Origin of the sequence: Litorivita sp. NS0012-18 (assembly GCF_040371945.1) — a bacterium.
Taxonomy (GTDB): Bacteria; Pseudomonadota; Alphaproteobacteria; order Rhodobacterales; family Rhodobacteraceae; genus Litorivita.
The window spans coordinates 1,366,033-1,387,934 of sequence record NZ_BAABWS010000001.1 but is presented as its reverse complement, the minus strand read 5'-3'; the positions used below and the strand labels follow the sequence as shown (position 1 = coordinate 1,387,934).

Genomic DNA, 21,902 nt, shown 5'->3' with positions numbered 1-21,902 from the left:
GATCAAACTTGTCTTGCGCCGTGAGTGCGGGCATAGAACAGGCATGGCCAGACAACTCGACTATCATACGATCTTTGAGATATTTTCGCGCTTTGCCGAGGCAGAGGCCGAACCCAAAGGCGAGCTTGACCACACCAATGCCTATACGCTGGTGGTGGCGGTGGCGCTGTCGGCGCAGGCGACCGATGCGGGGGTCAACAAGGCCACCGCCAAGCTGTTCCAGATCGCCGATACGCCGCAAAAGATGCTTGATCTGGGGCTTGAGGGGCTGACCGAGCATATCAAAACCATCGGATTGTTCCGGCAAAAAGCCAAGAATGTCATGAAGTTGAGCGAAATTCTGGTGCGCGATTACGGCGGCGAGGTGCCGTCCAGCCGCGCCGCGCTGCAATCCTTGCCCGGTGTGGGGCGCAAAACCGCCAATGTCGTGCTCAACATGTGGTGGGGCATGCCCGCACAGGCCGTCGATACCCATATCTTCCGCTTTGGCAACCGCTCGGGCGTATGCCCTGGCAAGGATGTCGTCGCGGTCGAACGCGCCATCGAGGACCAGATCCCCGCCGAATTCCAACGCCATGCCCATCACTGGATGATCTTGCACGGGCGCTATACTTGCAAGGCGCGTAAACCACTTTGTGGCACTTGTCTGATACGCGACCTGTGTGAATTTGAGGAAAAGAACCTATGAGCAAATACCAAGTCGTCGGCATCGGGAATGCCATTGTCGATGTGATCAGCCCCGCAGACGACAGCTTTCTCGACCTGATGGGAATCGAAAAAGGCATCATGACGCTGACCGAAAAGGCGCGCGGCGAGATGCTTTATGCCGCGATGAAAGAGCGCGTGCAGGCCCCAGGCGGGTCGGTGGCCAATACATTGGCCGGTCTGGGCAATCTGGGCCTGACCACGGGGTTCATCGGGCGGGTGCATGACGATGCGCTGGGCCGGTTCTACGCCGAGGAAATGGCCAAGGGCGGCACGGATTTCGTCAACCCGCCGGTGGCGGGCGGCGATTTGCCGACCTCGCGCTCGATGATCTTTGTTTCGCCCGATGGCGAGCGCTCGATGAATACCTATTTGGGCATATCCGCCGATCTTGGCCCCGATGATGTGTCGGACGATGTCGCGGGCGCGGCACAAATCCTCTTCCTCGAAGGCTATCTTTACGACAAGGACCAAGGCAAAACCGCCTTCGAGGCCGCCGCCAAAGCTTGCAAATCGGCGGGCGGTCTGGCGGGCATCTCGCTCTCCGATCCCTTCTGCGTTGACCGTCACCGCGATGATTTCCGCCGCTTGGTCAAAGACCTCGACTATGTGATCGGCAACGAGCACGAATGGGAATCGCTCTACCAAACGGATCTTTCCGCCGCATTGGAGCAAGCCGCGTCAGAGGCGGGCCTCGTGGTCTGCACCCGCGGCGGCGATGACGTGGTGCTGGTGCGCGGTGACGAAGAAGCCGTGGTGCCCGTGACCCCCGCCAAAGTGGTCGATGCCACCGGCGCAGGCGATCAATTCGCCGCCGGTTTTCTCTTTGGTCTGGCGACGGGGCAATCGCTTGCGGTGTCGGGGCGCATGGGCTGTATCGCGGCGCATGAGGTGATCGGCCATTATGGCGCGCGCCCCGAAACCGATCTCAAAGCGCTGTTTCGCGCCGAGGGCCTGCTCTGATCAAAAACGCGGGGAAAGGCTTTCCGCCCCGCCCCGCGCCATTTGAGACTGGCCAGCGCGATTTTCCGCGCCGTGTCGCCACAGGCCTTTTGCACATGTGGCCGCATGCGGCATTTTGCACGCATACAAGTCGTTCGCTGGTCCAAGGTGCGCGCCCCGCTACACCATCGGCGCAGGGGGCGGCTTTTCCTTGGAGGGCCATCGGCGCTTCCGCCTGTTCCCTGCCTTAGGTGTAGCGCGATTAACCTTAAACAAAGGTTACGAAAGCCGTGAAAAATCGCGCCAAACTGTCCGCGCCGCTTTTTCTTGGTGCAAATACTTTCGGGGGGTGAGGCCGCAAGGCCGAGGGGGGCAGACAGCCCCCCCTCCGCCAGCCGCCTTTGCGGTCACCGCCGCGCGTTAATCGCCCAGCTTGGCATGCACCTCGTCCAGATCAATCTCGCCCACCGGCATTTTATTGGCCGGATTTTCGAAATCATATTTGAACAGGTGGAAATCACGTTTGTAGATTTCATAAACCAGATGCATCGACAGATCGTCGAAATACTCCTCGACCGGATGGGCGCGTTTGGGCCCGTGGCCCTCGCTCTCATTGAACCGCGGAATGCTGCTTAAATCGACCGCATGGGGCGTCTCGATCGCATCAAGCACCTGTTGCATCCCGTCATTGAAGGCCTCGGTCCAGAAAATCTTGTCGTAGCTGCCGCCATTGACGATGAAGGTCGAAATATGCCCTGACATGGCCGACCAATGGATGTCCGGCTCCATCGGGCGGCGCCAGCGGATGGTGTCGCGCGCAAAGAGCAAGAAGCGGCGAAAGCTCTGGATCTGGTCAAACTCGTCCTGCCCGTCCGGCCCGCCCACATCGATCCCGTATTTCTGGATCAAAAGCGGCACCAGATTGCCGCGATAGCGTTTGCCGTTGCGCTGGATGCCGCAAATCTTGTCGAAAAACGACGACAGGATGCGCGTGTAGGGGTTGCGCACGCAGGTAAAGGCATAGGAGCTGTGGTTTTTGACATTGGCTTCGATCTTGGGCTGGCTGTCGTCGAGCGCCCATTTGTGCAAGCCCTCTTGGGCGTCATGAATGTCGCCGTCGAAAAACGCACCGTGATCGGAGTAATACATAATTTGCCCGATGGTCGAACAGGCGCATTTGGGCACCACGCGATACACGACGCTTTCACTCTGCGTCATCCAAGTTCCGGGAAACCCCATATGCTGCCGCCTCCAATCGATCTGCGGCTTTTTGGCCCGCCGCAGTTACTATCTTGCTAAAAAAGCAGAAAATTGCTGTTTATTCAACGCCTGTTCATCTCTATCAAGGTAAACAATCACCGTAAATAGGGGCTATTGGTTTCCAAAATGGCAAAAATCGCCTTCATCCTTTTATGCCACAAGGACCCTGATGCCATCATCAAACAGGCCGAGCGCCTGACGGCGGTGGGCGATGTGATGTCGATCCATTTCGACGCGCGCGCCAAACCCGAAGATTTCCAACGCATCCGCGAGGCATTGGACGGCAATCCCAATGTCACCTTCGCGCGCAAACGGATCAAATGCGGCTGGGGCGAATGGAGCCTCGTGCAAGCGACGCTCCATGCGGTCGAGGCGGCGGTCGACGCCTTCCCGCGCGCCACGCATTTTTACATGCTGTCGGGCGATTGCATGGCGATAAAATCGGCGGAATATGCGCATGAATTTCTGGACGCGCGCGATTGCGACTATGTGGAAAGCGTCGATTATTTCGAAAGCGACTGGATCAAGACCGGCATCAAGGAAGAGCGGCTGATCTACCGGCATTTCTTTAACGAGCGCAATCACAAGCGCCTGTTCTACGCCTCGATGAACCTGCAGCGCCGTTTGGGGCTGACGCGCGAGGTGCCCCATGATTTGCAGATGATGATCGGCAGCCAATGGTGGTGCCTGCGCCGCCGCACCATCGAATGGATTCTCGATTTCACCAAACAGCGCCGCGATGTGATGCGGTTTTTCCGCACGACATGGATCCCCGACGAGACGTTTTTCCAAACCCTCGTGCGCCATCTGGTGCCCGAAAACGAGATCGAGAACCGCACGCTGACGTTTTTGATGTTCACCGATTACGGCATGCCGGTGACCTTCTATAACGACCACTATGATCTGCTGCTCAGTCAGGATTTCCTTTTCGCCCGCAAGATCAGCCCCGAAGCCAACGAGCTTAAACGCCGTTTGGGGCGGCTTTATGCCAGCGAGGGAGTGGAGTTCAAAATCTCCAACGAAGGGCGCAGCCTGTTCAAATTCCTGACCGGACGCGGCCGCATCGGCCGCCATTTCGCGCCGCGCTTTTGGGAGGCCGAAAGCACCCTTGGCCGCGAGCGCGAGTTGATGATCGTCGTGTGCAAGAAATGGCACGTTGCCAAACGGTTGCTCCATGAGGTGCGCAAGGTCACCAATGTGCCCGCGATCGAATATCTGTTTAATGAGGAAAGCTGCGATCTGCCCGATCTGGGCGGGATCCAATCGACCTTGGGCAAACGCACCCGCCACAGGCGCGCCTTGATGCGGATGCTGTTCGATTATTACGACACGGATCAATTGATCATCTGCCTCGACCCGTCCAATCTGGAACTGATGCAGGATTTCGGCTCGGATCGCTCGGTGACGCGGATTTTGGAAATCGAATGCGTGTTCGACGACGACTATCTGGTGGGCCACGCCAAACGCGTCGGCCTTGCGGGCGAGCAAACCTCGCCCGACACGCTCGAGCGGCTGCTGCCGACGATCCGCAACGATATGGTCTATGAAAGCGATCACATCCGCGAGGCGGGGTTCGAATATCTCTACCGGCTGCGCCAACGCGCCACGCCCGAGGAAAATGCCGCGCCCTTGGCGCAATTCCTTGCCATCGCGCCGGACACGGCCCATGACATCGCGGCAACGCCGCATCTGTTTACCGACTAAAGGAGCGCGCCCTATGGCCTATCTCTATGATGATCAAAACGTTTTCGCCAAAATCCTGCGCGGCGAAATTCCCAATAAAACCGTGCTCGAAACCGAACACAGCCTCGCCTTTCATGACATCTCCGAACAAGCGCCGGTGCATGTTCTGGTGATCCCCAAAGGGCCTTACGTCACTTACGACCATTTCGCCAATACGGCCTCCGAGGCCGAGATCGTAGATTTCACCCGCGCCATCGGCGAGGTCTGCAAGATCATGCAAGTCGAACCCGGCGCAGGTCACGGCGGGTTTCGCGCGATTTCAAACGCGGGCGATGCGGGCGTGCAAGAGGTGCCGCATTTGCATGTGCATATCTTGGGCGGCCGGCGTTTGGGCCGGATGCTGGCCAAGGCCGAATAAGAGATTTCAGCCTCCGGCGGGGATATTTTCAGAACCAGCAAGCGGCGGCGCTTTTGCAGGTTCGTCAAATATCCTCGCCGAAGGCATAAAAGTTAATGCGCCTGCGCCCAGTTGTCGCCGGTGCCCGCGTCGACGACGAGCGGCACGTCGAGCTTGACCACCGGATCGGCGGCGTTTTGCATCACGCCTCGCGCCACGTCGATCACCTGTTCGGCGGCGCCGCGCTCGACTTCGAAGATCAATTCATCATGGACCTGTAGCAACATTTTGCACGGCAGGTCCTTGATGGCGTCCGGCATGCGGATCATGGCGCGGCGGATGATGTCGGCGGCGGTGCCTTGGATCGGCGCGTTGATCGCGGCGCGTTTGGCAAATCCGGCGCGCGGGCCTTTGGCGGCGATCTCGGGCGTGTGGATGGTGCGGCCAAAGAGGGTGCGCACAAAGCCGTGCTCTTTGGCAAAATCGGTGGTGTCCGACATATATTGTTTGATGCCGGGGAAGCGTTCGAAGTAGCGGTCGATGAAGCCTTGGGCCTCGGAGCGCGGGATGCGCAGGTTGCGCGCGAGGCCAAAGCCCGAGATGCCGTAGATCACGCCGAAATTGATCGCCTTGGCTTGGCGGCGGATGTCGGGGGTCATCTGGTCCAGCGGCACGTCGAACATTTCCGAGGCGGTCATGGCGTGGATGTCCTGCCCGTCGCGGAAGGCCTGTTTGAGCGCGTCGATCCCCGCGATATGGGCGAGGATGCGCAATTCGATCTGGCTGTAATCGAGCGAGATCAGGCATTTGCCTTCATCGGCGACAAAGGCTTCGCGAATGCGGCGGCCTTCTTCGGTGCGCACGGGAATGTTTTGCAGGTTCGGATCGGAGGAGGCCAGCCGTCCGGTATTGGCCCCCGCGATGAGGTAGGAGGTATGCACGCGGCCGCTGTCGGGGTTGATATGTTCTTGCAGCGCGTCGGTATAGGTGGATTTGAGCTTGCTCAGCGAGCGCCAGTCGAGCACCCGCGCGGGCAGGTCGTGCCCCTCGGCGGCGAGGTCTTCAAGCACATCGGCCCCCGTCGCATAGGCGCCGGTTTTGCCCTTTTTGCCGCCCTCAAGGCCCATTTCGTCAAACAGGATTTCGCCCAGTTGCTTGGGCGATCCGACGTTGAAGCTGCGCCCCGCAAGTTCGTGGATTTCCGCCTCCAGCCCCGCCATTTTTTGCGCAAAGGCGTTGGACATGCGCGAGAGCGTATCGCGGTCGACCTTGACGCCGTGCATTTCCATTTCGGCCAGAACGGGCACCAAAGGCCGCTCCAGCGTCTCGTAAACGCGGGTGACTTTGGCGGCGTGAAGCTGCGGTTTGAGCATTTGCCACAGGCGCAGGGTGATATCGGCGTCTTCGGCGGCATAGGGCACCGCCTCGTCGATGGGCACCAGATCGAAGCTGCGCGCCGATTTTCCGCTGCCGAGCAAGGGTTTGATCGGGATCGGCGTATGGCCGAGGTAGCGTTCGGACAAAGTGTCCATCCCGTGCCCGTGCAGCCCCGCATGCAGCGCGTAGGAGATCAGCATCGTATCGTCGATCGGCGCGACGGTGATGCCGTTGCGGGCAAAAATCTTGGCGTCATATTTCATATTCTGCCCGATTTTGAGGATCGCCGCATCCTCCAGCACCGGTTTGAGCGCGGCCAGAACATCGGCGGCGGGCAATTGCCCGTCGGCCAGTTTGTCCTCGGCAAACAGATCGTCCGAGGCGCCTTCGCGGTGGATCAGCGGGATATAGCAGGCATGGCCCGCCTCGACGCAAAGCGAGATGCCGACGAGATCGGCGCGCATCTCGTTCAGGCCGGTGGTTTCGGTATCGACCGCCACATAGCCGCGTTTGCGGATCGCCGCGATCCATGTCTCAAGCGCCGCCATATCGCGGATGCACTCATATTGCGCCTTGGCGAAATCGGGCTGTTCGGGGGCGGCGGGCGCGTCGGTTTGCGCATCGCCCGCAGAGGCGGCGGGCACGGCATCGGGGATCTCAGGGGCCTCGCGCCCCAACCTGTCGGCGACGCGTTTCGACAGGGTGCGAAACTCCATTTCCACAAGGAAGGGCAGCAATTTGTCAGGGTCGGGATCGCGCACTTCGAGATCATCAAGGGTAAAGCCCAGCGGCGTGTTGCAATCCAGTTGCACCAGCTTTTTCGACAATTCGATCTGCGCACGGTTGTCGATCAGGGTCTGGCGGCGTTTGGGCTGTTTGATCTCTTCCGCGCGGTCCAAAAGAGTTTCGAGATCGCCAAATTCGTTGATCAGCAGGGCGGCGGTTTTGATCCCGATGCCCGGCGCGCCCGGAACGTTATCGACGCTGTCACCGGCGAGGGCCTGCACATCGACAACGCGGTCGGGGCCAACGCCGAATTTCTCCTCGACGCCCTCGACATCGATGCGGCGGTTTTTCATCGCGTCGAGCATTTCAACCCCGCCGCCGACCAATTGCATCAGGTCCTTGTCCGAGGAAATGATCGTGACGCGCCCGCCCGCCGCGCGGGCCTGCACGGCCAACGTGGCGATGATGTCATCGGCCTCATAGCCTTCAAGCTCCTCGCAGGCGATGTTGAAGGCCTCGGTAGCGCGGCGCGTGAGCGGCATTTGCGGGCGCAAATCTTCGGGCATGGCGTCGCGGTTGGCTTTGTAGAGGTCATACATATCGTTGCGAAACGTATGGCTGCCCTTGTCGAAGATCACCGCCGCATGGGTCGGCGCATCGGGGCCGTTGTCCTCTTCGATATATTTTTGCAGCATATTGCAAAACCCCGCCACGGCGCCGATGGGCAATCCGTCGGATTTACGCGTCAGCGGCGGCAATGCGTGATAGGCGCGAAAGATAAAGGCCGATCCGTCGATCAGATGCAGATGGCACCCCTTGCCGAAATTCATGCTCATGTCCTATCCTCGCCTGCGTATCATTTGCGAGGATATCAGTGCCATGTTTCGATCCATTCTTCCAGCCGCCATTGTCGCTCTTGCGGGGCTTTTGCCGCTGCAAAGCGCGGCGCAGGCAGAGGCCTGCCGCAATACGATGGACGAGGAGAACTGTGTGCGGGTGCTGGCCTGTGTCGGCGCGCAGGGCGTGGTGTTTGACGGTCATGCTTACGGGTGGGAGCAAGGCGTGGTCAAAGGTCTGCTGAGCAGCGGCGTGCCTTGCGGCGGGCAATGGAGCGCTAACGGCCCGATGGGCACGGGATTTGCGCAGATGCAATGCGGCGACGGGGTCACGGGCAAGGTGATCTATTTCAAGCAAGACAGCCTGACCGGCACTGCGATCGGGCGCGGGAAAACCTCGCGCGGGGAGGCGATCCGCATCTGGTCGGGGCGCAATGTGCTTGAGTATCTGCGCCGCGAGGGCGGGCGCGAGCGGGCGATTTTGCCCTGCGAGAGCGGCGATATTCCGGTCAGCTAGGCCGCGCGGCGCGTTCGGTCACGCGTTTTGCCAAGCGTGCGGGGCGCGGTGGGGCGCGCTGGGGCCGGACGCTCGGACCATGCGGCGCGCTCGGGCCATGCGCTGAGGCGGGGCGCTCAGACCTTGCCTTCGAAATCCTTATGGACGTATTTCGCATCGCAATAGCCGCATTCGACAAACCCTTTATCGGCAGGGATTTGCAGCCAGACGCGCGGATGACCGCCCGCGATATCGCCGCCGTCGCATGCGACCTTATAGCTGTCCACAATCTTGGTTTCGGGGGCCTCGATGGTCATCGCGGAATCCTTCTTTAGGTTGCCGAACGGCAGGGGATGAATTACCTCGCGAATATGAGCCAAGCAGCGAGCAGGAGCAAGAGCGCCATGACGTCCAATGCGATCGAGATCAGCGGGTTGCGCAAAACCTATCGCGGCGCCAAGGGCGAGCCGGAGAAAGAGGCGCTCAAAGGCATCGATCTGAGCATCCCGCGCGGGTCGGTTTTCGGCCTTCTCGGACCCAATGGCGCGGGCAAATCCACCTTGATCAATATTCTGGCGGGGCTGGTTTTGAAAACCGAGGGCCGCGTCAATATCTGGGGCTTTGATCAGGACGAAAATCCGCGCATGTCGCGGGCGTCCATTGGCGTCATGCCGCAAGAATTGAACCTTGATCCCTTCTTTACCCCGCGCGGCGCATTGGAAGTGCAGGCGGGGCTATACGGCGTGCCTGCGCGCGAGCGCGACAGCGACGGGATTTTGAAAATGATCGGGCTTGAGGACAAGGCCGAAGCCTATGCGCGCACCCTGTCGGGGGGGATGCGGCGGCGGCTTTTGCTGGGCAAGGCCTTGGTGCACCGCCCGCATATCTTGGTGCTCGACGAGCCCACGGCGGGGGTTGATATCGAGTTGCGCCAGATGCTTTGGGAAAACGTGCGCAAATTGAACCGCCAAGGCATGACCATCATCTTGACCACGCATTACCTCGAAGAGGCCGAAGAGATGTGCGACGAGATCGCCATCATCAATCACGGCGAGGTGGTGGCGCGCGACACCACGGCGAATCTGCTTGGCTCGCTGGATGCGAAAACCATGGTGATCCAGCCCTCCACCGTGCCCGAGCGTTTGCCCCAAGCCGAAGGCATCGCGGTCGAGACCCGCGCGGGCGGGGCGATTGCGCTGAGCTATAATTCCAAATCCACCAGCGCCGATGCGGTTTTGGAGGCGGTGCGCGCGGCGGGGATTTCGATCTCGGATGTGAAAACCGAACAGGCCGATTTGCAGGACGTGTTTTTGGACCTCACCCGCAGCCGTTGATCGCGCTTGGGTTTTGCCAAAGGCGGGCATAGGTTGGATGTGTCGCAACTCGGAGACCGCAGATGCCGCATGATCATTCCGGCCCTTCGCATCATCATCACGGCCACCATCACCCGCAGATGGAGGAGGGCGACCGGCGGATGCAATTGGCCGTTGCGGTCAATATCTTGCTCACCGTGGTGCAGATCATCGCAGGGGTGATTTCCGGCTCGCTCGCTTTGATCGCCGATGCGATTCACAATCTGTCGGATGCGCTGTCGCTGATCATCGCCTTTTTGGCGCGCAAGATCGGGCGCCGCCCCGCCGATGCGGGGATGACCTTTGGCTATGGCCGCGCCGAGGTGGTCGCGGCTTTGGTCAATTACACCACGCTGATTGTCGTGGCGCTCTATCTGGCGGCGCAGGGGGTGGAGCGGCTCTTCAATCCGGCGGCGGTCGAGGGCTGGATCGTGGTGGTGGTCGCTTCTGTGGCGTTGGTGATCGATACGATCACGGCGCTTTTGGTCATGCGCATGGCGCGCGACAGCATGAACATCCGCGCCGCGTTCTTGCACAATGTCGCCGATGCGCTCGGCTCGGTGGCGGTGATTGTCGGCGGGACGTTGATCTTGCTTTATGACTGGCGGCTGGTCGATCCTTTGATCACGCTGCTGATCTCGGGCTATATCTTGTGGCACGCGGGGCGCGAGGTCGGGCCGGTGGTGCGGGTGTTGATGCTTGGCGCGCCGCAGGACACGGATTTGAACGATGTGGTCGCGGGTTTGCGCGCCATCCACGGGGTCGAGGATTTGCACCATCTGCACCTGTGGCGGATGCAAGAGCATGAAACCGCTCTGGAGGCGCATATCGTTATCGGCGAGGGGGCCGATGCGCAGGCGGTCAAAACCCGTATCAAGACCCATCTGAGCGAGCGGTTTTCGATCCGGCACAGCACATTGGAATTCGAACAAAGCGGGGCGGCCTGCACCGGCGCGCCGCTGATCGGGCATTAGGTCGGGCCTAAATCGGGCGCTCGGATAGGGGCCGAGGCGCGATGCGATATAGGAGGACGCGATGACGATCATTGCCGATTTCAACCCTGCCGCAGGGCAGCATTGCGAGACCACGACCACCTGCAATTTGCTGCGCCATGCGGGGCTGGAGATCAGCGAGCCGATGCTCTTCGGGCTGGGCCAAGGGATCGGCTTCGCGATTTTCGCGATCAAATCCATGCCCGCGCCTTTCATCGCGGGGCGCAGCAAAATGGAGGAGGTCACCAAACACGCCGCCGCCAATCTGGGCTTCGAGGTCGCGTTTCGCCAAACCCGCTCGTCCAAGAAAGCATGGGAGAATATCGCCGCTTTCATCGACGCGGGCACGCCCGTGGGGGCAAAGCTCGATTGCTATTACCTCGATTATTTCGCGTCCGATGTCCATTTCGCCGCCCATTACGTCGCGGTCTACGGCTATGACGCGCAGCAGGTCTTTGTCGTCGATACCGCGCAACAGGGCGGCGCGCTGACCACCTCGCGCAGCGGGTTCGAGCAGGGGCGGTTTTGGAAAGGTCCGATGGCATCCAATGCGCTGACGTGGACGGTCAAAGGGCCAAGCGCGAAGCCCGATTGGGCGGGAGCGGCGCGCAGGGCCATTCGCGCCAATGCCGCCTCCTACCTTGCCCCGCCGATCCGCAATTTCGGGGCCAGCGGCATTCGCAAGGCGGCGGGGATGGCCGCGAATTGGGGGCAGACGATCGAGGATGCGCCTGCGCAGCTTGCGCAAATGGGCATGTTGATGGAACGCGCGGGGACGGGCGGCGGTCTGTTCCGGCGTATCTATGGCGCTTTTTTGGACGAGGCGGCGGGCTATCTGGGCGCGGCGGCTCTGGCCCCTGCGCGCGCGTTGATCGGCAAATCTGCGCAGGGGTGGACGCGGGCGGCGGCCTTGCTCGAAACCGTGCAAAGCGATCCGGCGGCGCTTGACGAGGTTGCGCCGCTGTTTTTGCAAATCGCCGATTGGGAAGAGCAGGCCTTTGCCCTTCTGGCCGAGATCTAAGGCGCGGCTTGGCCGCCCGAACGGCCCCTGCGCCCGTGCGTAGGCTGGCCTAGATCATTTCGCCCATGGATTTGCCGCCGCTGGTGTCGGGATTGGCGCGTTGGCGCGCGTAATAGGCGGCGGCGCTTTTGTCCGGCTCGATGCGAAACACCTCGCCCGATTGCATCTGCGCGATGCGGTCGATGCGAAAGCTGCGAAAATCGTTGCGCGTCTCGCACCATGCGCCAAGGGTCCAGACCTTGCCCCAAAAATACAGACCCACAGGCCGCACGATGCGGGTGCTGGGCGTTCCATCGGCGCGCGCATAGGCAAAATGCAGCCGCCTGCGGGCCTCAATAGCGCGCTCCAGATCGTCGAGCCGCGCGCGCAGCTCGGGCGTCATTTCGGCGGGTTGAAAAGCATGGATGCGCACCGCGTCGGCGCGCGCGCGCGCGGCGTCGGGCAAGACGGCGTTGATCTTGACCAAAGCCTCCTCGGCGGCAGAGGCCATGCCCGCCCCGCCCCATGCGCGGATCATCCGCGCCCCCGCCGTCAGGGCGGCGATCTCGTCATTGGTGAACATCAAGGGCGGCACGTCATATCCCTCGCGCATCAGATATCCGACACCTGCCTCGCCGTCGATGGGAACGCCCGACCCGATGAGGTCGGCCACGTCGCGGTAAATCGTCCGCGGCGTGACCTCCAGCCTCTCGGCCAACATCGCCGCTGTCAGCAGCCGTCCGCCCCGCAGATATTGCACGATCTGGAATAGGCGGTCGGCGCGGCGCATGGTGTCTCCTCTCGGGTAAGGCTCGGCGGATCAGCGTGCAGTGTGGCTCACATACAGGCCGAACCTATTGCCGTCGAGGTCGCGTGCATAGATGAATTTGCCCGAGGGCACCGGATATTCCACCGCGTCCGTCTCGCCCCCTGCGGCGCGCAGGCGCTGCGCGGCCTCGGCCAAGGTGCCTTGGATAAGGATATGCAAAATAGGGCCTTGGCCGTCTTTGGCGGGGCTGCCTTCGACCAGATGCCCCGATACGCCTTCGCCGCCCGCATAGGGAAAGACGGTCATTTTCATCGGCCCCATGTCATCGGTGATGCTCAGCGGCACATTCATCGCGGCGCTGTAGAAGGCGGTTGCGGCGGCAAGGTCGGATACAGGGATTTCGCCCCAAACAATTGCGTCTCGTTCCATGGTCATTCTGTCTCTCCTATCGAGGTTTGTGTGTTGTCGATATGAGAGGTCTAACACCCCCCTACTGACAGCATTCTGTCAGCAGGGTTCGGCAGAGCGGAAAAAAGATCGAGGCCCGAGGCGGGGATTGCCCGCCTATGCGCGCATGGCGGCTTTGGCCTCTTTGAGCCATTTCAGCCCCGCTTCGGTGGATTTGCGCGGGTTGTATTCGGCGCTGACATATCCGGCGTAGCCCTCGGCATCGAGCTGGGCGAAAAAGGCCGGATAATCGATCGCGCCCGCCACCGGTTCGTGGCGCCCGTCGGGATCGGCGATCTGGATATGCAGGGCGCGGTGGCCGTGTTTGGCCCAAGTGGCGGGCATATCGCCGGTGATCTTATGGGCATGATAGGTGTCGAATTGCAGGCCCAGATTGGGCGCGCCGACCTCGTCGAGAATCTGCGCCGCCTGATCGAAATCCTTGAGAAAATATCCGGGCATATCGACGGTATTGATCGGCTCGATGGTCAGGCGGCGCTCGGGGGACCTATCCTCGGCAAAACCCGCGGCCCAGGTTAGATTTTGCACAAAGGTTTCATGGGCCTCGTCCCCCTCGGCGACGCCCGCCATGATATGCAAATGCCGCGCGCCGAGCGCATCGGCAAAGCGCAAGGCGCGGCGGAAATCATGCTCAAACCGCTCCTGCCCGCCGATGGTGGCGGCAAATCCGCGCGGCCCGCCGGTGTAATTGGGCGGCGGTGTGTTGATCAACGCCATGGGCAATCCGGTGATGCGCAGCACCTCGATGATGTCTTTGGCCGGTTCGTCATAGGGAAACAGAACCTCGACCGCATCAAACCCCGCCGCCATGGCCGCCGAGAACCGCTCGATAAACGGGCCCTCCTTGAACAAAAAGGACAGGTTGGCGGCAAATTTCGGCATGGGTTAGTCCTCGGGCAACTCGCGGCTTTCGATTATGGGGAAAAATTCGCCGCCCGACCAGAGGCCGAACCATTCGGTCTCGCCGACGGTTTCGTGCGCGCCGATCTCGACAAGGCGGTAAAAGCTTTTGCGGTCGATTAGCGCCTCGAGGTTGGAGCGGATCAGCACATAGGGCGAAGGCTCTCCCGCTTCGTCGCGCACAACGCGGATCGGGTGCTCGGGGCCTGCCACGGCGGTCTCGCCCAGATTGGTCTCAAAGGTCAAAACCTGTTCGCGGCCCGCGCCAGATACGGTGAAATCCACCCCCACGAAAGGCGCGTCATCGACGGTGATTCCGACCTTTTCGACCGGAGTGACCAAAAAATAGTCATCCCCGTCGCGGCGCAGGATGGTGGAAAACAGTTTGACCAACTCGGGCCGCCCGATGGGCGTGCCAAGGTAGAACCACGTCCCGTCGCGGGCGATGCGCATGTCCAGATCCCCGCAAAACGGCGGATTCCACAGGTGCACCGGCGGAAGTCCGCGCTTTTTCGCACCGGTTTTGCCTGTGGCGGCACGGGCGGCGGCGGCGATTCCTTCGGCGGATGGGGCTGCTTTGGTCTCGGTCACGGTATTTTGTCCCCTCATTGCTTTTGTCATTTGCAGTTTGCACGATACAGTCACATCAAAGCATATAGGTCACTGAGGAGTTTTGCCATGTCTGCCAACAGGTCCGCCGAGACGGCTGCGACGATAGAGCCGGCCGATCTGGTGCCGCAGATCGAAGCCTTGGAGGCGAAGCTGGCCGAGGCCAAAGCCTCGATCACCGCGCGGTTCATCGGGCAGGAGCGGGTTGTCGACCTGACGCTTTCGGCGCTTTTGTGCGGCGGTCATGCCCTGCTGATCGGCTTGCCCGGTCTGGGCAAAACGCGGCTTGTCGAAACGCTCAGCACGGTGATGGGGCTGGACGGCTCGCGCATCCAGTTCACCCCCGATCTGATGCCCGCCGATATTCTCGGCTCCGAGGTGCTGGAAAAGGCCAAGGACGGCACGCGCAATTTCCGCTTTGTGCCCGGTCCGGTGTTTTGCCAGCTTTTGATGGCCGACGAGATCAACCGCGCCAGCCCGCGCACCCAATCGGCGCTGTTGCAGGCGATGCAGGAAAAACGCGTGACCGTGGCGGGCGAGGATCGCCCGCTTGGCGTGCCCTTCCACGTCTTGGCCACGCAAAACCCGATCGAGCAGGAGGGCACCTATCCTTTGCCCGAGGCGCAGCTTGACCGGTTTTTGGTGCAAATCAACGTGGCCTATCCGGACCGCGACACCGAACGCGATATTTTGCTCTCGACCACGGGCGCGGCGGAGGGCGAGGCCCATGCGGTCTTTACCGCCGATGAATTGCTCGCGGCGCAGGCTTTGTTGCGGCAAATGCCGGTGGGCGAAAGCGTGGTCGAGATGATCCTCGATCTGGTGCGCGCCTTCCGCCCCGATGATGCGTCGGCCTCCGAGAAGGTGCGCGACACCGTGGCATGGGGGCCAGGGCCGCGCGCGGCGCAGGCCTTGATGATGACAGTGCGGGCGCGGGCGATGCTCGAAGGGCGTTTGGCGCCGTCGGCCGAAGATGTGATTGCCATGGCCGAGCCGGTGCTGATCCACCGGATGGCGCTGAATTTCGCGGCGCGGGCGCGCGGCGACAGCCTTGCCGATCTGATCGCGCAAACCGCCGCGCAGCTTGGCCGGAGCGAGGCCGCCGCGTGAGCGATAGCGCCCCCCAGATGTTGCGCGCGCGCGCCGAGACGCAGGCGGCGCGCTTTCCGCCCCTGCTGGCGCGGGCCGAGCAATTGGCGGGCACCGTTCTATTGGGCGATCATGGCCGCAGGCGAGCGGGCATGGGCGATGATTTTTGGCAATACCGCCCCGAGCAACAGGGCGATTCCACGCGGATGATCGACTGGCGCCGCTCGGCGCGCGGGGACGAGCGCTTTGTGCGCGAACGCGAATGGCAGATTGCGCAAAGCGTGATGTTTTGGGTCGATCAGGCCGCTTCGATGCAATTCACCTCTGCGGACGCTCACCCCGAAAAGATCGACCGCGCGCGGCTTTTGGCGTTGGCCTTGGCGGTGCTTTTGGTGCGCGGCGGCGAGCGGGTCGGATTGACCGGCACGCTCTTGCCCCCACGCCGCGGCAAGAACCAGATTTTGCGGCTGGCCGAATTTTTCTCGCGCCCTGACGAGGCCGATTTCGGCGCGCCCGAAAGCCGCGCCATGATCCCCAATGCGCGGGCGGTTTTTGTGTCCGATTTCATGGGCGATCTGGGCGAGGTCAAAACCGCGCTGACCAAAGCCGCCGATCGCGGCGTGCGCGGCGTGTTGCTACAGGTGCTCGACCCCGCCGAAGAGGCTTTCCCCTACCGCGGGCGCACGATTTTCGAGAGCATCGGCGGCAGCGTGGCGCATGAGACCCTCAAGGCGGGCGATTTGCGGGGGCGCTATCTGGAGCGGCTGGCGGCGCGCAAGGCCGAGCTTGGCGATCTTTGCGCGCGCACCGGTTGGCAATTTTATACCCATCACACGGATGCGTCGGCGCAGGCGGCGCTGCTGTGGCTTTACCGCGCGTTGGATCGGGGGGCGGCATGATCGGACCTGTCGGATTTGCCGCGCCTTGGCTTTTGGCGGCGCTTGTGGCCTTGCCGGTCTTGTGGCTGATCTTGCGCGCGGTGCCGCCCGCGCCCACGCGCCGCCGCTTTCCGGGCGTGGCGCTTTTGCTGGGTCTCAAGGACGCCGATAGCGTCGCGGATCGCACCCCGTGGTGGCTCATGCTGCTGCGGATGCTGGCGGTGGCGGCGGTGATCATCGGGCTGGCGGGGCCGGTGCTCAACCCGCGCGCGCAAGAGGGCGCGCCGAGCCGCGCGCCGCTGTTGGTGGTGCTCGATGCCTCATGGGCGAGCGCGGCGCAGTGGCGGGCGCAATCCTTGCTTTTGGAAGACATTCTGGACGAGGCCGCGCGCGCCGGACGCCGCGCCGCCTATCTGCGCCTGACCGATGCCGGTGAAGCGCCGCGCTTTGCCCCCGCCGCCGAGGTGGCGCGCGGGATCGGCAATATGGCGCCGTTGCCGTGGCAGGCGGGCGAGGACGATATCAAAGCGGCGCTGGCGCGCTTGCCCGAGGGAACTTTCGACAGCATCTGGATGTCGGACGGTCTGGCGCGCGGCGGCCGCGCCGATATGGTCGCGGCGCTCGGCGCGCGCGGGGCCTTGCGCGTCTATCAAAGCGCGCAGCCGGTGTTGGGCATGACCCCTGCGGCGCCCGAGGGCGCTGCGCTGTCGCTTCGGGCGCTGCGCAGCGATGCATCATCTGGCGCGCGCGAGGTTTCGGTGGCGGTGCATGGGCTTGATCCGGCGGGCAATCCGCAAATCCTCGCCCGCGTGCCGATGCAGTTCGCCGCAGGCGCGCAGGAGGCCGTGGCCGAGCTGAGCCTGCCTGCCGAATTGCGCGCGCGGCTGACGCGTTTCGAGATCGAAGGGGTGCGCAGCGCGGGGGCGGTGGCCTTGTCCGATGACAGCCTGCACCGGCGCGAGATTGCCATTATCGGCGGCGGGCGCGCCCGCGAGGGGATGGAGCTTTTGTCGCCGCGCCATTATCTGGACCGCGCTCTGGAGCCATCGGCGGATATGATCGAGGGTGATCTGGCCGATATCCTGCCCGCCAATCCCGATGTGATCATTCTGGCTGATGTGGCCACTTTGGCGCCTGCCGAGGCGGCGCAGTTGACCGAATGGGTCGAGCGCGGCGGGCTGTTGCTGCGCTTTGCCGGTCCGCGCCTTGCCAGCAGCGATGTCAGCCGCGCGCGCGAGGATGCGCTGATGCCGGTGCGGTTGCGCGCGGGCGGGCGTTCGGTGGGTGGCGCGATGAGTTGGGGCGAGCCGAAAACCCTTGCGCCTTTTGCCGCAGACAGCCCCTTTGCGGGGCTGGTGATCCCTGCCGAGGTGACCGTCTCGGCGCAGGTTCTCGCGCAGCCCGATCCCGATCTGGCCGCCCGCGTCATTGCCGCGCTCAGCGATGGCACCCCCTTGGTGACGCGTAAATCCATGGGCGCGGGGCAGGTGGTGCTGTTCCATGTCACCGCCAATGCCGAATGGTCGACGCTGCCGCTGACCGGATTGTTTGTCGAGATGCTGGAGCGGCTGGCGGTGCTGTCGGCGATGGCCGCGCCGCAGGCCGAAACCTTGGCGGGCAGCACATGGCAGCCGGTGCAGGTGCTTGATGCCTTTGGCCGCATCGCGGCGGCGGGCACATTGGCGGGCGTCGACGGGGCCGATTTGATGCAAGCGCCCTTGGGCCGCGATTTGCGCCCTGGCCTCTATGAGGGCGAGGGCCGCCGCATCGCGCGCAGCGTTCTGGACCGCGAGGCGGCGCTTGCGCCTGCGGTTTGGCCCGCCTCGGTGGCGGTCACCGGATTGGAGCGCCGCCCTGCGGTCTTGCTTGGCGGCTGGCTTTTGGCGCTGGCGCTTGTGGCTTTGGCGGCGGATGTGGCGGCGTCTTTGGCGCTGTCGGGGCGGCTCTTTTCGGCGCGCGCCAAAACGGCCTCCGGCGTCAAAGCCGCGGTTTTGGCGGGGGTTTTGGCCCTCACGGCCTTTGGCGCGCCCCAAAGCGGGCAGGCGCAAGACAGCAATGACATGGCCGCGATCGACGCCTCGGCCGAAATCGTTCTGGCCCATGTGATCACGGGCGATGCGGGCATTGATGCGACGGCGCGGGCGGGGCTTTTGGGCCTGTCCGAAACCTTGTATTTTCGCACATCGGTCGAGCCGGCGACGCCCAAAGGGGTCGATCTGGAACGCGATGAACTGGCGTTTTATCCGCTGCTCTACTGGCCCGTCACGCCGCAGCAGCCGCAGCCGTCGGATGCCGCCTATGCGCGGCTCAACCGGTATTTGCGCGCGGGCGGGATGATCTTGTTCGACACGCGCGACGCCGATATCGCCCGCTACGGCAGCGCCAGCCCCGCAGGGCGCAAGCTGCAACAACTGGCCGCGCCTTTGGATATTCCGCCTCTGGAGCCTTTGCCCGCCGATCATGTTCTGACCCGTGCGTTCTATTTGCTTCAGGATTTTCCGGGCCGTTGGCTGAGCCGCGAGGTCTGGGTCGAGGCCGCGCCTGCGGATGCCGAGAAGATCGAAGGCATGCCGTTTCGCAACCTCAATGACGGTGTCTCGCCGGTGGTGATTGGCGGCAATGACTGGGCTGCGGCATGGGCGGTGGGCGAGAACGGGCAACCGCTCTATCCCGTCGGGCGCGGGTTTGCGGGCGAGCGCCAGCGCGAGCTTGCGCATCGCTTCGGGGTCAATCTGGTGATGTATGTGCTCACCGGCAATTACAAATCCGATCAGGTCCATGTGCCGGCCTTGCTGGACCGGCTCGGGCAATGAGGAGCGCGCGATGACCAATACATTGCTGTTTGCGCCGCTGCTGCCTTGGGCTTTGATCGCGGTTCTGGCCGTGCTGAGCGCGGCGGTGGTGGCGCTGGCTTTGGTGCGCGGATTGGCCGGATGGGCCTTGCGCGCTCTGGCGATGCTGGTGGTTCTGGCGGCGCTGACAGGGCCGGTGATGCAACAAGAAGAACGCGCGCCGCTGTCCGATATCGTCTTGATGCTGGAGGATGAGAGCGCCAGCCAGAAGCTGTCCACCCGCGCCGCGCAAACGGCGGCGGCGGCGGATGCTTTGGCGGCGCGGATCGAGGCGCGCGGCAATACCGAATTGCGCCGGATCACCGTGCCGGACGGGCAGGGCGACGAGGGCACGCGGTTGATGGGGGCCTTGGCCGAAGCCTTGGCCGAGGAGCCGCGCGGGCGTATCGCGGGGATCGTGGCGCTGTCGGACGGGCGGGTGCATGACGTGGACCGCGCGCCCGATCTGCCTGCGCCGATGCATCTTTTGTTGTCGGGCACGCCCGAGGATTGGGACCGCCGGTTGATTGTCGAGGCCGCCCCCGCCTTTGCGATTTTGGGCGAGCCGGTGACGCTCAAGCTGCGCATCGAGGACAGCGGCGCGGCGCCCGAGGGGGTGACATCGGCGCCATTGGACATTGCCATCGACGGGGCCGAGCCGCAGCGCTTTGTCCTGCCCGTGGGGCAGATGATCGAATTGCCGATCACCTTGGAGCACGGCGGGCGCAATGTGATCCGCTTCTCGGTGCCCGAGGTCGCGGGCGAATTGACCGCGCGCAACAATGCCGCCTTGGTGCAGATCAACGGGATGCGCGACCGTTTGCGCGTTTTGCTGGTCAGCGGAGAGCCGCATCCGGGCGGGCGCACATGGCGCAATCTGCTCAAATCGGACAGCTCTGTCGATCTGGTGCATTTCACCATCCTGCGCCCGATGGAAAAACAAGACGGCGTGCCGGTGGCGGAATTGTCGCTGATCGCCTTTCCGACGCGCGAATTGTTCCTCGAAAAGATTGATGATTTCGACCTGATTATCTTTGACCGCTACAAGCGGCGCGGGCTTTTGCCTTCGCTCTATCTGGAAAATGTCGCCAATTACGTGCGCCGCGGCGGGGCGGTTTTGATTGCGGCAGGGCCGGATTTTGCCAGCGCCGATAGCATCTATCGCTCGCCTTTGGCCCCCGTGGTTCCGGCGCGGCCTTCGGCGCGGGTGGTCGAGCAGGGCTATTTGCCCAAGGTGACCGATCTGGGCGCGCGCCATCCGGTGACCTCGGGCTTGCTCAAGGATGCGGCTGATCACCAGCGCGCCGAGGGGCGCGAGGTCGATGAGGATACGCCGCCATGGGGCCGTTGGTTGCGGCAGGTCGAGGTCGAGGCCCTGTCGGGCACCACGGTGATGAGCGGGGTCGAGGACCGGCCCTTGCTGGTTCTGGACCGTGTGGGCGAGGGGCGCGTGGCGCTTTTGGCCTCCGATCAGGCGTGGCTTTGGGATCGCGGCTTCGAGGGCGGCGGGCCGCAGGCGGGGCTGCTCAAGCGGTTGGCGCATTGGATGATGAAGGAGCCGGAGCTTGAGGAAGAGGCGTTGATCGCCGAGGCCGAGGGCCAGAGCCTGCGCATCATCCGGCGCACCTTGGGCGAGAGTATCGGCGCGGTGACGGTGACCACGCCCGAGGGCGTCGAGGTCAAGGTGCCGCTGGAGAAAACCGCCGAAGGGCGGTTCGAGGCGCTCTTTGAGGGGCCGCAGATCGGGCTTTACCGGCTCAGCGAGGGCGATTTGAGCATTGTTGCGGGGCTTGGCCCTGCCGCGCCCAAGGAGTTTGAACAGACGATTGCCTCGGGCGAGGCTCTGGCGCCGGTGATCGGCGAGACGCGCGGCGCGATCATGGCGCTGAGCGACGGCGTTCCGGCGCTGCGCGATGTGCGGGCGGGGCGTCCGGCGGCAGGGCGCGGATGGATCGGGCTGACCCCGCGCGGGGCCTATGAGACCTTGGCGCTCAAACAGATCGCGCTTTTGCCCGCGTGGCTGGTGCTACTGCTGGCCTCGGGATTGATCCTTGCCGGATGGCTGCGCGAGGGGCGGCGATAGGGCGCTTGGGGCGTTCAAGATTGGCGCCCAAGTTTTGCGTTCATGTTTGCCGCTGCTCGGGGCCTTGCGCGGGGCCTCATGCGGATTACCTCAGCGGATCAGATCCACCGGCTTGCGCGTCTCCGCCAGCCCATGCACCGAACAGCCGGCGCGAATGAAAATCCGCTGCGTGCCATCGGGCACCAACACGCCGGAAAGACTGCGGGTGAAGGGTTGCTCGTCCACATGGGGGTGGTGCAAAATCCGCTGGCCCAGAACCGTGCCATCCTCGGCTTCCACCTGCCAGCGATCCGCATAATGGTCCCAGCCGCTGTCGGGGTGGAGGAGGGTGACGTCGATGCGCCATCCCATCGCGGCGGGCGTGGCGCTGGCGTGGGTGATCTGCGGCGCATCGGCGCGCAGGGGCACAGCCATGGCGGCCAGACATGCGCCAACAAGCGCGGTGCGCAGCAGGGCAAGGCGAAGGGGATCGGAAGATGTCATAGGACCAGCCTATCCGATCCGCGCCC

General features: G+C 63.1%; 20 protein-coding genes. 12 read left to right on the top strand and 8 right to left on the bottom strand.

All coding sequences use genetic code 11. The features are described 5' to 3' along the window. The first annotated feature begins 43 nt into the window (after window positions 1-43). Both nth and ABWV64_RS06675 read left to right on the top strand, forming a co-directional pair. Window positions 44-688, top strand: a complete 645-nt coding sequence (nth, locus tag ABWV64_RS06680; protein WP_353343479.1) for an endonuclease III — start codon at window positions 44-46, stop codon at window positions 686-688. Beyond that, window positions 685-1,668, top strand: coding sequence for an adenosine kinase (locus ABWV64_RS06675; RefSeq protein WP_353343478.1), 984 nt, complete (start codon window positions 685-687; stop codon window positions 1,666-1,668). The genes nth and ABWV64_RS06675 overlap by 4 nt, the downstream gene beginning before the upstream one ends. 399 nt (window positions 1,669-2,067) lie before the next feature. Here ABWV64_RS06675 and ABWV64_RS06670 read toward each other — a convergent pair whose 3' ends face one another. Beyond that, window positions 2,068-2,886: a sulfotransferase family protein gene (locus ABWV64_RS06670; RefSeq protein WP_353343477.1), complete on the bottom strand. Its 819-nt coding sequence runs from the start codon at window positions 2,884-2,886 to the stop codon at window positions 2,068-2,070. 147 nt (window positions 2,887-3,033) lie between these two features. Between ABWV64_RS06670 and ABWV64_RS06665 the strand changes: the two genes are divergently transcribed. Both ABWV64_RS06665 and ABWV64_RS06660 read left to right on the top strand, forming a co-directional pair. Then, the gene (locus ABWV64_RS06665; RefSeq protein ID WP_353343476.1) at window positions 3,034-4,611 is read left to right on the top strand and encodes a DUF5928 domain-containing protein; all 1,578 of its coding nucleotides are present in this window, start codon (window positions 3,034-3,036) and stop codon (window positions 4,609-4,611) included. 13 nt (window positions 4,612-4,624) lie between these two features. After that, complete coding sequence (locus ABWV64_RS06660) at window positions 4,625-5,008, top strand: HIT domain-containing protein (protein WP_353343475.1); 384 nt, start codon at window positions 4,625-4,627, stop codon at window positions 5,006-5,008. A 92-nt stretch (window positions 5,009-5,100) separates the two neighbouring features. On the opposite strand, the gene polA is transcribed toward ABWV64_RS06660, so the two are convergent. Then, window positions 5,101-7,926, bottom strand: coding sequence for a DNA polymerase I (gene polA, locus ABWV64_RS06655; RefSeq protein ID WP_353343474.1), 2,826 nt, complete (start codon window positions 7,924-7,926; stop codon window positions 5,101-5,103). A 43-nt stretch (window positions 7,927-7,969) separates the two neighbouring features. On the opposite strand from polA, the gene ABWV64_RS06650 reads away from it, so the two are divergent. Further along, on the top strand, window positions 7,970-8,443 hold the full coding sequence (locus tag ABWV64_RS06650) for a hypothetical protein (RefSeq protein WP_353343473.1): 474 nt from the start codon (window positions 7,970-7,972) through the stop codon (window positions 8,441-8,443). Window positions 8,444-8,559: 116 nt separating this feature from the next. On the opposite strand, the gene ABWV64_RS06645 is transcribed toward ABWV64_RS06650, so the two are convergent. Further along, complete coding sequence (locus ABWV64_RS06645; RefSeq protein WP_353343472.1) at window positions 8,560-8,739, bottom strand: zinc-finger domain-containing protein; 180 nt, start codon at window positions 8,737-8,739, stop codon at window positions 8,560-8,562. Window positions 8,740-8,826: 87 nt separating this feature from the next. Between ABWV64_RS06645 and ABWV64_RS06640 the strand changes: the two genes are divergently transcribed. The 3 genes from ABWV64_RS06640 to ABWV64_RS06630 all read left to right on the top strand — a co-directional run bounded on the left by ABWV64_RS06640 (window position 8,827) and on the right by ABWV64_RS06630 (window position 11,787). Then, a complete protein-coding gene (locus tag ABWV64_RS06640; protein ID WP_353343471.1) occupies window positions 8,827-9,756 on the top strand; it encodes an ABC transporter ATP-binding protein in 930 nt (309 codons plus the stop codon). Between the two features lie 62 nt (window positions 9,757-9,818). Then, window positions 9,819-10,748, top strand: a complete 930-nt coding sequence (locus ABWV64_RS06635) for a cation diffusion facilitator family transporter (protein WP_353343470.1) — start codon at window positions 9,819-9,821, stop codon at window positions 10,746-10,748. Between the two features lie 61 nt (window positions 10,749-10,809). Further along, window positions 10,810-11,787 (top strand): BtrH N-terminal domain-containing protein, encoded by a 978-nt coding sequence (locus ABWV64_RS06630; protein ID WP_353343469.1) that lies wholly within the window; start codon window positions 10,810-10,812, stop codon window positions 11,785-11,787. 49 nt (window positions 11,788-11,836) lie between these two features. On the opposite strand, the gene ABWV64_RS06625 is transcribed toward ABWV64_RS06630, so the two are convergent. From ABWV64_RS06625 to ABWV64_RS06610, 4 genes are all read right to left on the bottom strand, one after another. Further along, window positions 11,837-12,556, bottom strand: a complete 720-nt coding sequence (locus tag ABWV64_RS06625; protein WP_353343468.1) for a helix-turn-helix transcriptional regulator — start codon at window positions 12,554-12,556, stop codon at window positions 11,837-11,839. Between the two features lie 30 nt (window positions 12,557-12,586). Beyond that, a complete protein-coding gene (locus ABWV64_RS06620; RefSeq protein ID WP_353343467.1) occupies window positions 12,587-12,970 on the bottom strand; it encodes a VOC family protein in 384 nt (127 codons plus the stop codon). A gap of 129 nt (window positions 12,971-13,099) precedes the next feature. Next, window positions 13,100-13,885, bottom strand: coding sequence for a hydroxypyruvate isomerase family protein (locus ABWV64_RS06615; protein WP_353343466.1), 786 nt, complete (start codon window positions 13,883-13,885; stop codon window positions 13,100-13,102). A gap of 3 nt (window positions 13,886-13,888) precedes the next feature. Continuing rightward, window positions 13,889-14,512 (bottom strand): DUF1285 domain-containing protein, encoded by a 624-nt coding sequence (locus tag ABWV64_RS06610; protein ID WP_353343465.1) that lies wholly within the window; start codon window positions 14,510-14,512, stop codon window positions 13,889-13,891. Window positions 14,513-14,581: 69 nt separating this feature from the next. On the opposite strand from ABWV64_RS06610, the gene ABWV64_RS06605 reads away from it, so the two are divergent. Genes ABWV64_RS06605 through ABWV64_RS06590 form a run of 4 tightly spaced genes read left to right on the top strand, consistent with a single transcriptional unit; the run spans window position 14,582 to window position 21,393 of the window. After that, window positions 14,582-15,622 carry an AAA family ATPase gene (locus tag ABWV64_RS06605; protein ID WP_353343464.1) on the top strand — a complete coding sequence of 347 codons (1,041 nt, stop codon included), beginning with the start codon at window positions 14,582-14,584 and terminating at the stop codon, window positions 15,620-15,622. Window positions 15,623-15,639: 17 nt separating this feature from the next. Next, on the top strand, window positions 15,640-16,500 hold the full coding sequence (locus tag ABWV64_RS06600; protein ID WP_353344548.1) for a DUF58 domain-containing protein: 861 nt from the start codon (window positions 15,640-15,642) through the stop codon (window positions 16,498-16,500). Beyond that, window positions 16,497-19,292, top strand: coding sequence for a DUF4159 domain-containing protein (locus ABWV64_RS06595; protein ID WP_353343463.1), 2,796 nt, complete (start codon window positions 16,497-16,499; stop codon window positions 19,290-19,292). Before ABWV64_RS06600 ends, ABWV64_RS06595 begins: the two co-directional genes overlap by 4 nt. Window positions 19,293-19,302: 10 nt before the next feature. Beyond that, window positions 19,303-21,393, top strand: coding sequence for a hypothetical protein (locus tag ABWV64_RS06590; RefSeq protein WP_353343462.1), 2,091 nt, complete (start codon window positions 19,303-19,305; stop codon window positions 21,391-21,393). 90 nt (window positions 21,394-21,483) lie between these two features. Here ABWV64_RS06590 and ABWV64_RS06585 read toward each other — a convergent pair whose 3' ends face one another. Further along, complete coding sequence (locus ABWV64_RS06585; protein ID WP_353343461.1) at window positions 21,484-21,876, bottom strand: hypothetical protein; 393 nt, start codon at window positions 21,874-21,876, stop codon at window positions 21,484-21,486. Window positions 21,877-21,902 lie beyond the last annotated feature (26 nt).

What these genes read in the sequence shown, in the direction of transcription:
- nth (WP_353343479.1), top strand. Translation starts at nt 44, where the DNA reads ATGGCCAGACAACTCGACTATCATACGATCTTTGAGATATTTTCGCGC.
- ABWV64_RS06675 (WP_353343478.1), top strand. Translation starts at nt 685, where the DNA reads ATGAGCAAATACCAAGTCGTCGGCATCGGGAATGCCATTGTCGATGTG.
- ABWV64_RS06670 (WP_353343477.1), bottom strand. Translation starts at nt 2,886, where the DNA reads ATGGGGTTTCCCGGAACTTGGATGACGCAGAGTGAAAGCGTCGTGTAT.
- ABWV64_RS06665 (WP_353343476.1), top strand. Translation starts at nt 3,034, where the DNA reads ATGGCAAAAATCGCCTTCATCCTTTTATGCCACAAGGACCCTGATGCC.
- ABWV64_RS06660 (WP_353343475.1), top strand. Translation starts at nt 4,625, where the DNA reads ATGGCCTATCTCTATGATGATCAAAACGTTTTCGCCAAAATCCTGCGC.
- polA (WP_353343474.1), bottom strand. Translation starts at nt 7,926, where the DNA reads ATGAGCATGAATTTCGGCAAGGGGTGCCATCTGCATCTGATCGACGGA.
- ABWV64_RS06650 (WP_353343473.1), top strand. Translation starts at nt 7,970, where the DNA reads ATGTTTCGATCCATTCTTCCAGCCGCCATTGTCGCTCTTGCGGGGCTT.
- ABWV64_RS06645 (WP_353343472.1), bottom strand. Translation starts at nt 8,739, where the DNA reads ATGACCATCGAGGCCCCCGAAACCAAGATTGTGGACAGCTATAAGGTC.
- ABWV64_RS06640 (WP_353343471.1), top strand. Translation starts at nt 8,827, where the DNA reads ATGACGTCCAATGCGATCGAGATCAGCGGGTTGCGCAAAACCTATCGC.
- ABWV64_RS06635 (WP_353343470.1), top strand. Translation starts at nt 9,819, where the DNA reads ATGCCGCATGATCATTCCGGCCCTTCGCATCATCATCACGGCCACCAT.
- ABWV64_RS06630 (WP_353343469.1), top strand. Translation starts at nt 10,810, where the DNA reads ATGACGATCATTGCCGATTTCAACCCTGCCGCAGGGCAGCATTGCGAG.
- ABWV64_RS06625 (WP_353343468.1), bottom strand. Translation starts at nt 12,556, where the DNA reads ATGCGCCGCGCCGACCGCCTATTCCAGATCGTGCAATATCTGCGGGGC.
- ABWV64_RS06620 (WP_353343467.1), bottom strand. Translation starts at nt 12,970, where the DNA reads ATGACCATGGAACGAGACGCAATTGTTTGGGGCGAAATCCCTGTATCC.
- ABWV64_RS06615 (WP_353343466.1), bottom strand. Translation starts at nt 13,885, where the DNA reads ATGCCGAAATTTGCCGCCAACCTGTCCTTTTTGTTCAAGGAGGGCCCG.
- ABWV64_RS06610 (WP_353343465.1), bottom strand. Translation starts at nt 14,512, where the DNA reads ATGAGGGGACAAAATACCGTGACCGAGACCAAAGCAGCCCCATCCGCC.
- ABWV64_RS06605 (WP_353343464.1), top strand. Translation starts at nt 14,582, where the DNA reads ATGTCTGCCAACAGGTCCGCCGAGACGGCTGCGACGATAGAGCCGGCC.
- ABWV64_RS06600 (WP_353344548.1), top strand. Translation starts at nt 15,640, where the DNA reads ATGTTGCGCGCGCGCGCCGAGACGCAGGCGGCGCGCTTTCCGCCCCTG.
- ABWV64_RS06595 (WP_353343463.1), top strand. Translation starts at nt 16,497, where the DNA reads ATGATCGGACCTGTCGGATTTGCCGCGCCTTGGCTTTTGGCGGCGCTT.
- ABWV64_RS06590 (WP_353343462.1), top strand. Translation starts at nt 19,303, where the DNA reads ATGACCAATACATTGCTGTTTGCGCCGCTGCTGCCTTGGGCTTTGATC.
- ABWV64_RS06585 (WP_353343461.1), bottom strand. Translation starts at nt 21,876, where the DNA reads ATGACATCTTCCGATCCCCTTCGCCTTGCCCTGCTGCGCACCGCGCTT.